We start from the raw sequence: 12,948 nt of genomic DNA, 5'->3' as shown, positions 1-12,948 counted from the left end.
CGTCAATAAATTACAAAGTCAAACTATCTAAATGGATGAAGACGATTATTGGATTGTCTTCCTCACCAACATTTTGGGTTAGTTTATTTTTGATTTCAGGACAGTTGAGTCCATGGAAAGCCCTTATAAGACAAACAAGTTCCCCCTTCTTGTTTATATAAAGGGTGTTCGCAATTAACAGGGACATAGGATTCTCTTTGTTAATTGGAAATGAAATAGTTTTTTTTGTCTTTTTATCGAATATGGATATATAACTTTCTCTAGCGATTCGATATCGAAGCATCACCTTCGTCTTTGTCTCTTGAGCTATCATGAATGTGATCTTCTTATTTGAAGTTAAATCCATCATTGAAGCATTGAAATCCCCATCTTTATGCTGCACATAGAAAGACTTATCTGGAAATAAATTTTTATTTTTTATTCCATAAGAAAGTTTCATCTCTTTGCCATTGAACTTATAAAGACCATTAAAAAGTTGGGGATGAAAAAGAATCTCTTCTGTTTTGGCATTATACTTCATATGATCTGATAATCCAAATTCGAATTTCTTCACATAATTCGGCCTCTTAAAAAGGGTGTCCACGATATTAAAGTGGCTGTCCAATTTAGAGAGATAATAGCTGTCACTTTTTCTATTCACTGCGATATAGCTATCTCCTAAAGGTTGTATCTGCTCAAAAGAATAAGGAAATGGAACTACTTTTTGAAACTCAAGATCTTTAGAGAAGAGTAATAATTTTCGTAATCTAATATCTTGTATGGCATAGCCTGCACCATCATTTAACTTGAAAAAGTTCGATATATAGAGATACTCCCCATCCCCCTTTCCTACTCGATGTATTTTATTTTTAAACTTTCCATCACTAGAAAATTGTAGTACAGATTTCGTTTTTCTATCATCTGCAATAAAGATATTTCCATCCTCTATTAAAAAATCAGAAAAACTCCCGACCAAACATTCCTCATTCGTTTCTAAAGGAACCACTCGGGTAATATCAAAGTTGAGATCGTTGATATCTACTATTTTTTCTTTTAAGTCTATCTGTCCGTTATCGAGTAAAAACGCCCCATCTTTAATACTCAATTTTGTATTCGAACCCTCGTTGCAGGCCACAAAGAAAAAGAGCATTAGAATTATGCCGATAGAATTTCTTGCATAAGTTGTATTCATTATAGTCTTGTTTATTGTTAGTTATTTCTAAATGTAAACATATTTTAACAAGAAAGCTATCAAATATCACAACCCTTTTTGAGTTAAATTCGATATTCTACAAAACGTAAATCCTAGATTTAAATATTCACTCTAATTAGGTGGAGATAGAAAGATCAAAAGGGTCATTTAAACAGCATATCGGAATAGTATATAACACTTTAATGAAGCCTATAAAATGGGTGATATTATACTTATATCATTTTGAGTTAGTCCGAATAAATATGCCAAAAGATCATTCACTGAATTGTAAATAATCGGCAAAAATAGAATCCGACAAATGAGATTTGAATCAAAAAAATAGAAGGACTTTTCTTACTACAAAAAACCGATAACGGATAGAACTAAAATAATATTTTTTCACAACATGTCATTTTTTACGTATAAAATTGCTTTAAACATACTATATTTAACAACACTCTGATGAAAGAAATGTCATGTAATAAGAATCGAATAAAAATCAAGTTAGGCAACTTAGTCATCAAAGTTTTTTTATTTTTGTTTGCATATGAAACAAAAGATCAACCAATCATTAAAGCACATATACACAATGACGATGAAGCGATTTCTATTTTTCACACTTATCTTGGCTACGTTTGTCGCTTGTCAGAAAGAATCTAATCTTAAAATTAAAGGAACGATACTTGAAGGCAAAGGGAAAAAAGTATACCTCTATAAACTACATACCGATGGAGAAGAAGCTATTGATTCTACTAAAATAGATGGAGACGGCGCTTTCGAATTTGGATGTGATGTATCATACCCTACATTTTTTCTTGTAAAACTTTCGCCCTCAAATTTTGTAACTGTTGTTGGAGACTCACTTCAAACAGTCGAAATTGATGGTTCCTACAAAGATCTTGCAACAGACTATTCTGTTAAAGGATCAGAAGCATCTGAAGAGGTTCGCGTGTTAAACCTTCATATGATGGATACACAGAAAGAGATTAAGCAGCTTCAGAAAGAGTATCGAAACGTATTGAATGGATCAAAAAACATACAAGAGCTAAATAGAATAGAAAAGTCTTTCCAAAAAGTCATGAAAGAGCAAACGGATTTCTCTACCAAATTTGTAAAAGAGCATCCTTTCTCTATGGCCTCTATTATCGCACTTTACCAAAAGTTTGATTACAACAATTATGTAGTGCAGGATCTTCAAACCATGAAGACTGCTGCTTCGGCATTGGCTGCAATCTATCCTGACTCTAAGCATGTCAAAACATTGCATCAAAATACACTACGCCTTATCAATAAAGAGCGAAATGTAAAGATGCATAATATGTTGAAACAGTACGCTGTAAATAGTCCAGATATCAAACTTCCAAATGTAAAGGGAAAGGTCGTGAATCTTTCTAGTCTTCGTGGCAAATATGTTTTGGTTCATTTTTGGGCGTCTACCGATCAAGGCTCTAGAATCCAAAATGAGATTCTTAAGGAGAACTATCAGATCTTCCATAAAAAAGGATTTGAGATATATCAAGTGAGTGTAGATACCAATAAATCATCTTGGGAAAAAGCCATCAAACAAGATCGTCTAACATGGATTAATGTTGGAGATATGCAAGGCAGTAACCAGGCAGTAGTTAACTATAACGTACAGATGATTCCAACAAACTATTTGCTTGATCCTAAAGGAAATATTTTAGCTAAAAATCTTATTGGACCAGAAGTTAATAAAGTGCTTTCTAAAGTACTTAAATAATAAAACCTTTGTAAGATAATAACCCATCCAATAAGTCATTGGGTGGGTTGTTTTTTTTAGAACTATTATTATCCAGTTGATGTTTATGAACAGGAGTAATATCATACATTAAATAGAATCCTAGTGGTAGTTAGAGACAAAATATATTTCATTTCCGACCTGCATCTTGGCGCATCGGCTCTTGATAATAATAGAGAAAGAGAGTTGCATCTTGTAAAATGGTTAAAAGAGATCGAACCAAGCGCAAAAGAACTATTCCTTGTTGGAGATATTTTTGACTTTTGGTATGAATATAAATATGTAGTGCCTAAAGGTTTTGTTCGTTTCTTCGGACAGCTATGTCATATGATTGACCAAGGAGTGGAAATTCATTTTTTTACGGGTAATCATGATGTATGGGCATTCGATTATCTTCAAAAAGAGATTGGTCTTAAGGTTTACTATAAACCAAAGATGTTTGTTCGTAATGGGAAAAAAATATTTGTGGGTCATGGGGATGGATTGAACCCAGATGACACAGGTTATCTACTACTCAACAAAGTATTTAAAAGTAAAGTCGCACAACGACTCTTCTCTTGGATTCATCCAGATATTGCATTCTCTATCGCGAATAGGTGGTCTAAGCATAGCCGTTTATCTCACCCAGATGAGAGCGAATATTTTGAAGCGAATATGAATAAAGAAGAGCAATTAAGATTTGCTATTTCCTTTGAGAGTGTCGAGAAAGTAGACTATCTAATTTTTGGTCATAGACATGTCTTTATAGATCACCAATTGCCCAAAGGAGCGAGGTTGATTATTCTGGGAGAGTGGATTCAAACGTTCTCTTATGCAGTATTTGATGGGGAAAATATCTCCCTAAGAAAATATCCGATGGAGGATACTACAACCAATCATACTCTTTCTCTTCCATAGGTTCTGGATGGATGGTCATCTCCATATTTAATTCAGACAAGACACGTCTCTCTATTTTATTACATACCTTATGTGTGTAAAAGAGACTTGAGTTTGCGGGAAGTTTAATATGACATGTTATCTCTGTATGATCACCATACTGATGGATATGAAAATGGTGCATAAAAACCTCTCTTTTGGTTTCTTCAGCAGCAATCGTTTTGATTCTGGCAACGACTGCTTTGTCAGGGACTTCTCCCAATAAAGCATTCGTCTCCTCTTTTATGATTGAATAACTTGTATAGAATATCATCAGAGCAACAAGGATTCCTAATACTCCATCAATCCACCAAAAGTATCCAGAGAAAAAGATCCCTACAAGGATGATGATGGAGGTCAGTGCATCACTTCGATGGTGCCAACCATCCGCTTTCAATACTCTTGAATTCACTTTCTTCCCAAGGAAGAAAGACATTTGAGCCATAAGCTCCTTTCCGAGAATAGAGACTACTGTAACGACTTTTGCAACCATACCATATTCAGTAGTTCCTCCATCGCTTAGTTTCTTTATCGACTCAATAATAAACTCAAAACCGATGGCAGCAAGCATCATTCCAATAATGATCGAGGTGATATGTTCAAAACGACCATGACCAAAAGGATGTTCTTCATCTGCAGGTTTGGCTGCTACCTTTGCTCCAAGAATTACAAAGATAGAACTTATGGAGTCAGAAAGCGTATGCCAAGCATCCGCAATGATGGCAATGGAACCAGAAACAATACCTGCCCAATATTTGACAGCAAAAAGAATAATATTGCCAATTATTGAGATAAAACCGGCAAGTGAAACAGTCCGTTCTTTATTATACTCCATAAAATCTATCTTCCTATATATTCTACATAAATGAAAACTTAATTCTTGGGAGCTCCTTTTTTTCTTCCCCCGCGAAGTTTAGAACTTTTAGGATTAAAAGAAGTTGGATGCTTACGAGGAGTTCGCTTCTTCTTTTCATGAAAAGCTCCCTTAAAATTAGGATCTGATTTTTTCTTTTGAAGATCGATCTCCCTCAATTGTGCTAACTTCTCCTTTTTCGAAAGAGGAATAATCTCGACATCCTCAGGAATAGGAAGCTCTTCGATCGTCACACGCATCAACTCTTCAATATTCTCTTTATGGAACAACTCATCTTCACCGATAAAACTGATAGCAACCCCATGCATGTTGGCTCTAGCAGTACGACCAATACGATGAACATAATCCTCATATTCATTAGGCATCTCAAAATTAATCACATGAGACACTTCAGAGACGTCAATTCCACGTGCAGAGACATCAGTAGAGATTAGAATACGTACTTCCCCCTCTTTAAATGCATTGATGGCATTAATACGTGTCGATTGTCCTTTGTTAGAGTGAAGAACTCGCACTTCTCCTTCTGATTTTCGTTTAATAACCTTATATACCCCTTCGGCAACACCTTTGGTTCCACAAAAGACGATCACACGTTTAAATGTATCTTCATCTTTTAGAAGGTTCGAAATAAGGTTCAACTTAGATCTATAATTCTGAACAGGATAGTAGTATTGGGAGACCTTTTCGGCAGGAGTTGCACTAGGAGCGACTTCTATTCGAGTAGGGAAATCCAAGAACTCATAGCTCATTTCCTCTACTTTTGTTGGAAAAGTAGCCGAGAAAAGAAGATTCTGTCTCTTTACAGGCAATACCTCAAGAAAGTTACGAATTTGAGGCATAAACCCCATATCTAACATTCTATCTGCTTCATCAATTACTAAAGTTTTTACTTTTTTAAATGACACTGCACCGGCTCTATATAGATCCCATAATCTTCCTGGAGTGGCAACCAAGATATCAATTCCTGGTTCGATTAGCTCAGCATGTTTGGTCCACCCTACACCTCCATAAACGGAAGCATAGCGAAGATTCGAATAAGTTAATAACTCCTCAATGTCCTCTCCTACCTGCATAGATAGTTCTCTAGTTGGCACCAAAATAACAACACGAGGATCTACACCTTCTGCTTTTACTAGTTTCCCAAAAATAGGCATTAAGTAAGCTGCAGTCTTACCTGTTCCTGTTTGTGCAATTCCCAAAACATCCTTTCCACTTTTAATTGCAGGGATGGCTTTTTCCTGAATGGGTGTAGGCTCTTCAAACCCAATCTCACCCAACGTTTTAAGTATCGATTTGCTTACTCCAAGTTCTTGGAATGATTTCATCTATATTCTGTTTATTTATAACTAACTCAACTTAGACAGTTCTCTCTTATTTAATAAATAAGAAAATCTGACACAAAAATAACTTACTTTTTATAGAAATACGAAAGTTCGTGTTAAATAGAACGATAATACTTTCCTGGCAAGACCTCAATAAGGTTCATAAACTCCAGCTGGGTTAGTATAGGAGATAATTTCGCAATAGGAATATTTAACTTTGTTCCCATCTCATCAATGGATATTTTATCTTGATCTTGAATCATCTGTAAGACTTTCTTTGCAAAAGAGTCTAATGTTGCTTCAAATATATTCTGAGATATTGACTCCACTTCTCTACTCTTTGGCCAATCCATTACACGTTCAATATCGTCTGCTGAATCGATAAGAGAGGCAACCTGTCTTTTTATTAATTGATGACAACCCTCGGAGGTGTCGTGAAGGTAACTACCAGGAAGAGCAAATACCTCTCGTGAATAAGAAAAAGCCATATTGGCTGTATGAATAGCACCACCTTTCACTTTGGATTCTACCACTACCACCGCATCACTCAAACCAGCAATAATTCTATTTCGTTGAATAAAGTTCTGTGGACGAATAGAGTGAAATGTAGGAAACTCCGAAATAATTCCTCCTCCTGAATCAATTATTTTTGCAGCCAAACTTGCATTGGATGCAGGATATATAGTATGCAAACCATGCCCTAATATACCAAAAGTAGGAATGTCAAACGATACAGAACATTGATGTGCTCGTTGATCGATACCATAAGCCAAACCACTTACAATCTCTATGTTATCGTAAGCAAGACTAAGGCTTTTCACAAAACGGTCGACCCAATGGACTCCATAATTTGTTGCCTTTCGTGTTCCTATAATCGAGACAGTATGAGAAGATAACTTTGGCAGGTTCCCTTTATAAAAAAGAATCAATGGAGCATCTGGGATTTGAAGCAATTTAAAAGGAAAAGTATCATCTAAATAAAACACATATTGAATACCATAATAATCCATCCTTTTTAATTCCTCTTCTGCTTTAGAAGTTATATCTTTTGAATGCATAAAGTCTACTGTTGCTTTTCTTACTCCATCCAGTTTGTATAAAACCTCTCTCCTTTCAGAAAAGATAGAAGGGATATCCCCACAGAATTCAACAAGTCTATCGATCTCTGCTGCCGTTATCTTGGGTACAATCGATAGGATAATAGGGTAAATACGACAATCCATATCTCGTATATTATATTTAATTAGTATATAATATAACCTCGTGAGAGTCAAAATGTTTGTATCAAAACACACAAATAATATGAAAGCACATCGGTTTATTTATCAATATATCATAAGTTTTTTACCGTTAATTATTTTAATTTTATATTATTATAACAAAATATAAACTAGAGGTAATGAGAAAAAACACGATAGGGCAAAGAATAATTACATTACGTAATTCACTTGAGATGTCTCGTGAAACACTTTGCGAACAAAGTGAACTCAACATTGAGTTATTAAATCGTATAGAGAAAGATCTACACACACCTTCTATTTCAACGCTAATTAGACTATCAAGAGCATTAGGAGTACGTGTTGGCACTTTCTTAGATGACCAACTAGAAGTCGGACCTGTGTTGTGTAAGGGTGGAGAATCCAATGGAGATGAGATGCATTCAAGAGATGCAAAATATGACAATGATAAGGTCGTTTACAAACCTCTTGCGAGCAACAAATCTAGTAGACATATGGAGCCTTTTATCATTGAACTTCAGAAGGGGAAAAATGTCTCTTACCAAAGATCATCTCATGAAGGAGAAGAGTTTATATATGTGATTGAGGGGTCTGTATACATTGAATATGGAAAACAGAACTATCATCTTGATAAAGGGGAAAGTATATATTTTGACTCCATCGTAGAACACCAGATTTATACAGAAGAAGAGTCTGGAGCAAAAGTGATTGCCAACATCTATTCTCCATTCTAAACCTACAGTATCATGAAATTATTTGAGAAGACATTAGGTCAGGTCTTAGAAGAACAAGTAGAGAGATTTCCAAGTAAAGAGTTTCTTGTTTATAGTGATCGAGACTTAAGATTCACCTATAAGGAGTTTAATGAGAGAGTAGATAAACTAGCTCTTGGACTGTTACAAACAGGAATGAAACCTGGGGATAAACTTGGGATTTGGGCTAATAATGTTCCTGATTGGATCACCTTTATGTTTGCTACAGCAAAAATTGGTGCAGTATTGGTCACCATAAACACCAATTATAAATCTCATGAATTAGAGTATCTAATTAAAAATTCAGATCTCCATACTTTGGCTGTTATAGACTCTTATAGAGATAGTGATTATATCTCTATGATCTATGATCTAGTTCCTGAACTGAAGACCAATCCGAGAGGTAGACTAAATTCGACGAAGTTCCCTGAACTGAAGAATGTAGTATTAATCAATCCTGAAAAATATAGAGGGATGTATAATACACAAGAGTTGTTACTTCTAGGAGAACAGGAAGACATCAACACCTTAAAAAAAGTACAAAAAGGACTCTCTGCCCACGATACGGTAAATATGCAATATACTTCAGGAACAACAGGCTTTCCTAAAGGAGTAATGCTATCACACTATAATATTCTAAATAATGGATATACAGTAGGGCAATGCATGCAATTTACAGAAGACGAAAAGCTATTAACATGTGTCCCTATGTTTCACTGCTTTGGTTGTGTCTTGGCTCTTTGTGCTATCGTTACCCATGGAGGCACCATGGTAATGGCAGAAAATTTCGACCCGATACTTGTCTTAGCATCTATTCAAAAGGAAAAATGTACAGCACTCTATGGGGTACCAACGATGTTTATTGCTGAGCTGAACCATCCAATGTTCTCACAATTTGATATTAGTTCATTAAGAACTGGAATTATGGCAGGAGCCCTTTGCCCAATAGAAGTGATGAAAGAGGTGATGAAAGAGATGCACATGAAAAATATCATTATTGTGTATGGTCTGACAGAGAGTTCTCCGGGGATGACTGCTACCACGATTCATGACGATCCTGAAATACGAGCAACGACAGTTGGTAAAGCGCTACCAAATGTAGAGGTAAAAATAATCGATCCTGAAAGTGGTGAATCACTTTGTGCCAACAAACAAGGAGAAGTATGTTGTAAAGGATACAATGTGATGAAAGGGTATTATAAGAATCACGAAGCTACTACGAAAGCTATTGATTCGCAAGGTTGGTTGCATTCAGGGGATCTAGGAAGAATGGACGAAAATGGCTACCTACAAATAACAGGACGTATAAAAGATATGATCATTCGTGGAGGTGAAAATATATACCCAAGAGAGATCGAGAACTTTATCCACCAACATCCTGCTGTAGAATGTGTAGAGGTTGTAGGTATTCCGAGTAAAAAATATGGTGAGTCTATTGGTGCATTTATTAAAATCAAAAGTGGTGAATCTCTTTCAGAAGCAGACATATACGAATATTGCCGAGGCAAAATTGCACGATTTAAGATTCCAAAATATCTCTTTTTCATAGACACTTATCCCATGACTGCTAGTGGTAAAATTCAAAAATATAAACTAAAGGATATTGGTCTTTGCATGCTTAAAAAACAAGGAGTAGAAGTTGTTTAATTTGTTATCCATACACTCATATTGCTTTTACTACATGTATATTGTTTCAAAGGATAAGTTGCAGGGGCTTCCACAGGGGCTCCTGCATTAATCAGGTTAAATATAGATCCACAATGTTTACATTCAATAATTGGTTCTGACCCTTTTGTTCCTGTTGATATCTCATGAATTCCGTCCTTATAAGTACATGCCAAATCATAGGCATAGAAAATATTTCCATCAAGATTATAGACAATTAACCCCTTATATCCGATGTTGGGATATATTCGATAATTACCAGGTGCACGCAAGAATTGGTCTTGATATAGGTCTACACTATATCTAAAATGTACATTTGGAATTTTCGACCCATTCACTACATCCACACACGCAGAAAGAAAGATAAGTACTGAATATATGATTATTCGTTTCATTTTCTTATTTTTAACCATACTTACAACAAATCTACTAAAAAATGATAGAGATTAGTTCACATACACCTGAAGTTATATATGCTGAGTTTCCAGCTATACTTAAAATATTATTCTTCGTTGGAATTTTAATCTATTCTGCCATCAATAAACAGAAAGGTAAACAAAAGAGTAAAACAACGAAAAATAATAGCTTTCTGGATGAAATAAAAGAGGCTTATAATCAAGAAAATATTAAGACAAAAGAAAATCAAAATATATTTGATCCTTTTAAGGAGTTTAAAAATACTACTACAAATAAGTCTTTTCATGAAGGGTTTAATACAGATGACAAAGTTGCTTCTCCGAAACAAAAAGAGCACAACAAAAATAGTTCTATTACGAAAAAGAGTGTAGAACCTATTAAAACGACTCCAAAAAAGAAAACTACCATTCATAAAAAAAGAACAAGAATAAACTTTGATCTAAAGCAAGCTGTTATAGCAGATACTGTTCTTAACAGAAAATATTAGCAACAAGTAAAAATATATTTCTTTTTTTAAGGACTAGAGATAAGGTAGCTATAAATTTAATTGCTACATTTGTTCTAGTCTTTAAAAGAGTTTTGACTATACGAAAGTTGTGTCAAGATTCTTTTTCTTTTTAATAATAATTACAAAAACATTATACCTAAGTGGTCTCGGTCCACTTTAGGAATCTAAAATAGATGAACTATGGCAAATGTAAGCTATATGACCAAAGAGGGCTTAAAGAAGCTGAGAGATAAACTTGAGTATTTAACGACAATAGAACGTCCTCGTATTTCTAAAGAGATTGGTGAAGCAATTGAAAAAGGAGATATCTCTGAGAATGCAGAGTATGATGCAGCCAAAGATGCACAGGGGATGCTTGAAGCTAAAATCTCTAAAGTACAAGGGCAGATCGCTATTGCACGTATCATAGACGAATCTAAGATTGATACATCGACAGTACAGATTCTCAACAAAGTAAAAATCAAAAACTGCAAAAACAACGCAGTAATGACATATACTCTTGTTTCTGAGACAGAAGCAAATCTTAAAGAGGGTAAAATTGCAGTAAGTACTCCTATTGCAAAAGGACTACTTGGTAAGAAAGTTGGAGACAAAGTAGAGATCAAAGTTCCTAATGGTATCATTCCATTTGAGATCATTGAAATTTCACTATAACCGAAAACGAATGTTATGGCAACAATTTTCACTAAAATTATTGAAGGACAGATTCCATCTTATAAAATAGCTGAAGATGATAAACATTATGCTTTCCTTGATATTGCACCATTAACAAGAGGACACCTATTAGTTGTACCAAAAAAAGAGGTCGACTATATCTTTGATTTGGAAGCAGACGAATATGCATTATTACAACAATTCGCTCACAAAGTTGCATTAGGATTAAAAAGTGCAATACCTTGTAATAAAGTTGCAAGCATTGTTCTTGGACTTGAAGTACCACATGCTCACATTCACTTAATTCCAATGAATAGTGAAAAAGATGTGAACTTCTCTAATCCCAAACTTCAATTAGAAGCTAAAGAATTTCAAGAGATCGCACAACTTATACGTTCTCATATCAATTAATAAAAAAGCAAAGTCATAAAGACTTTGCTTTTTTATTTATATGTAGTATAAAATCTATACTCTAGTATGAAAATTGTCTAGATGCTTTTGACAATAAGCTTTATCAATTTTCACTTTCTTCTCATTACCTGATGGCATATCAAACATCACATCTACCATAATTGTTTCACATATACCACGAAGACCACGAGCTCCAAGTTTATATTTCATTGCCACATCTACAATCTCGTCCAATGCACCAGCAGTAAATGCAAGTTCTACCCCATCCATTTGGAATAATTTAGTATACTGCTTAATCAATGCATTTTTAGGTTCGGTAAGAATATTTCTCAATGCTTCACGATCTAGAGGATCTAGATGTGTAAGTACAGGTAAACGTCCTATAATTTCTGGAATCAAACCAAATGATTTCAAATCTTGAGGAGCTACATATTTAAGCATATTCTGACGGTCCAATTTGTCAGAGGATTTACTCGCATTGTAACCTACTACTTGAGCATTTAAACGTTGAGATATTTTTCTCTCAATACCATCAAACGCACCACCACAAACAAAAAGAATATTCTTTGTATTTACAGCAATCATTTTTTGATCTGGATGCTTACGCCCCCCCTGAGGTGGTACATTTACAACAGAACCTTCGAGTAGCTTAAGTAATCCTTGCTGTACTCCTTCCCCAGATACATCTCTAGTGATTGAAGGGTTGTCTCCTTTTCGAGCAATCTTATCTATCTCATCAATAAAAACGATTCCTCTTTCAGCTGCTTCTACATCATAATCTGCAGCTTGAAGTAGACGTGTCAAGAGACTTTCAATATCTTCTCCGACATAACCGGCTTCAGTTAAAACAGTAGCATCCACAATAGTAAATGGTACATTAAGCATTTTGGCAATCGTACGAGCCAATAAAGTCTTTCCTGTTCCTGTCGGTCCAACCATAATAATATTAGACTTCTCTATCTCAACCTCATCGGCATCGAGATCAGGTTGTCCAAGTCTTTTATAGTGGTTATAAACTGCGACAGATAAGATCTTTTTTGCTTCGACCTGTCCAATAACATATTGGTCTAACATCTTCTTAATCTCTTGAGGCTTTTGTATAGCCACCGTTGATAAGTCAAAACTGCTAGATCCTTTAAACTCTTCTGCAATAATTGTATGAGCTTGTTCAATACAGCTATCACAGATATGACCATCCACACCAGCGATAAGTAAATTTACCTCTTTCTTCGGACGCCCACAAAAAGAACATCTATCCATAA

13 protein-coding genes are annotated in these 12,948 nt (G+C 35.0%); 7 read left to right on the top strand and 6 right to left on the bottom strand.

Going from position 1 to position 12,948, the window contains the following annotated elements; genetic code table 11:
• Window positions 1–10: 10 nt before the first annotated feature.
• Window positions 11–1,171: a 6-bladed beta-propeller gene (locus K4L44_12365; protein QZE13376.1), complete on the bottom strand. Its 1,161-nt coding sequence runs from the start codon at window positions 1,169–1,171 to the stop codon at window positions 11–13.
• A gap of 547 nt (window positions 1,172–1,718) precedes the next feature.
• Here K4L44_12365 and K4L44_12360 point away from each other — a divergent pair.
• Together K4L44_12360 and K4L44_12355 are read left to right on the top strand one after the other, a co-directional pair.
• Window positions 1,719–2,912, top strand: a complete 1,194-nt coding sequence (locus tag K4L44_12360) for an AhpC/TSA family protein (protein ID QZE13375.1) — start codon at window positions 1,719–1,721, stop codon at window positions 2,910–2,912.
• 123 nt (window positions 2,913–3,035) lie between these two features.
• On the top strand, window positions 3,036–3,827 hold the full coding sequence (locus K4L44_12355) for a UDP-2,3-diacylglucosamine diphosphatase (protein QZE13374.1): 792 nt from the start codon (window positions 3,036–3,038) through the stop codon (window positions 3,825–3,827).
• Here the strand turns inward: K4L44_12355 and K4L44_12350 are convergent.
• From K4L44_12350 to dprA, 3 genes are all read right to left on the bottom strand, one after another.
• Window positions 3,796–4,680: a cation diffusion facilitator family transporter gene (locus tag K4L44_12350; GenBank protein QZE13373.1), complete on the bottom strand. Its 885-nt coding sequence runs from the start codon at window positions 4,678–4,680 to the stop codon at window positions 3,796–3,798. The genes K4L44_12355 and K4L44_12350 overlap by 32 nt on opposite strands.
• Window positions 4,681–4,718: 38 nt before the next feature.
• Entirely contained in the window at window positions 4,719–6,044 is a 1,326-nt protein-coding gene (locus K4L44_12345) for a DEAD/DEAH box helicase (GenBank protein QZE13372.1), read from the bottom strand.
• A gap of 113 nt (window positions 6,045–6,157) precedes the next feature.
• A complete protein-coding gene (gene dprA / locus K4L44_12340) occupies window positions 6,158–7,264 on the bottom strand; it encodes a DNA-processing protein DprA (GenBank protein QZE13371.1) in 1,107 nt (368 codons plus the stop codon).
• Window positions 7,265–7,440: 176 nt separating this feature from the next.
• Between dprA and K4L44_12335 the strand changes: the two genes are divergently transcribed.
• Both K4L44_12335 and K4L44_12330 read left to right on the top strand, forming a co-directional pair.
• Entirely contained in the window at window positions 7,441–8,013 is a 573-nt protein-coding gene (locus tag K4L44_12335; GenBank protein QZE13370.1) for a cupin domain-containing protein, read from the top strand.
• Between the two features lie 12 nt (window positions 8,014–8,025).
• Window positions 8,026–9,678 (top strand): AMP-binding protein, encoded by a 1,653-nt coding sequence (locus K4L44_12330; protein ID QZE13369.1) that lies wholly within the window; start codon window positions 8,026–8,028, stop codon window positions 9,676–9,678.
• On the opposite strand, the gene K4L44_12325 is transcribed toward K4L44_12330, so the two are convergent.
• Window positions 9,675–10,091: a hypothetical protein gene (locus K4L44_12325; GenBank protein QZE13368.1), complete on the bottom strand. Its 417-nt coding sequence runs from the start codon at window positions 10,089–10,091 to the stop codon at window positions 9,675–9,677. The genes K4L44_12330 and K4L44_12325 overlap by 4 nt on opposite strands.
• 41 nt (window positions 10,092–10,132) lie before the next feature.
• On the opposite strand from K4L44_12325, the gene K4L44_12320 reads away from it, so the two are divergent.
• The 3 genes from K4L44_12320 (at window position 10,133) to K4L44_12310 (ending at window position 11,686) form a co-directional block, all read left to right on the top strand.
• A complete protein-coding gene (locus K4L44_12320; protein ID QZE13367.1) occupies window positions 10,133–10,600 on the top strand; it encodes a hypothetical protein in 468 nt (155 codons plus the stop codon).
• Between the two features lie 201 nt (window positions 10,601–10,801).
• On the top strand, window positions 10,802–11,275 hold the full coding sequence (gene greA / locus K4L44_12315; protein ID QZE13366.1) for a transcription elongation factor GreA: 474 nt from the start codon (window positions 10,802–10,804) through the stop codon (window positions 11,273–11,275).
• 15 nt (window positions 11,276–11,290) lie between these two features.
• Complete coding sequence (locus tag K4L44_12310; protein ID QZE13365.1) at window positions 11,291–11,686, top strand: HIT family protein; 396 nt, start codon at window positions 11,291–11,293, stop codon at window positions 11,684–11,686.
• Window positions 11,687–11,740: 54 nt separating this feature from the next.
• Here the strand turns inward: K4L44_12310 and clpX are convergent, their stop codons facing one another.
• Window positions 11,741–12,946 (bottom strand): ATP-dependent Clp protease ATP-binding subunit ClpX, encoded by a 1,206-nt coding sequence (gene clpX, locus K4L44_12305; protein QZE13364.1) that lies wholly within the window; start codon window positions 12,944–12,946, stop codon window positions 11,741–11,743.
• Between the last annotated feature and the right edge of the window lie 2 nt (window positions 12,947–12,948).

It is taken from the genome of Prolixibacteraceae bacterium, from assembly GCA_019720755.1.
GTDB classification, from domain to species: domain Bacteria; phylum Bacteroidota; class Bacteroidia; order Bacteroidales; family Prolixibacteraceae; genus Halosquirtibacter; species Halosquirtibacter laminarini.
This window is presented reverse-complemented; position numbering and strand designations above follow the sequence as displayed.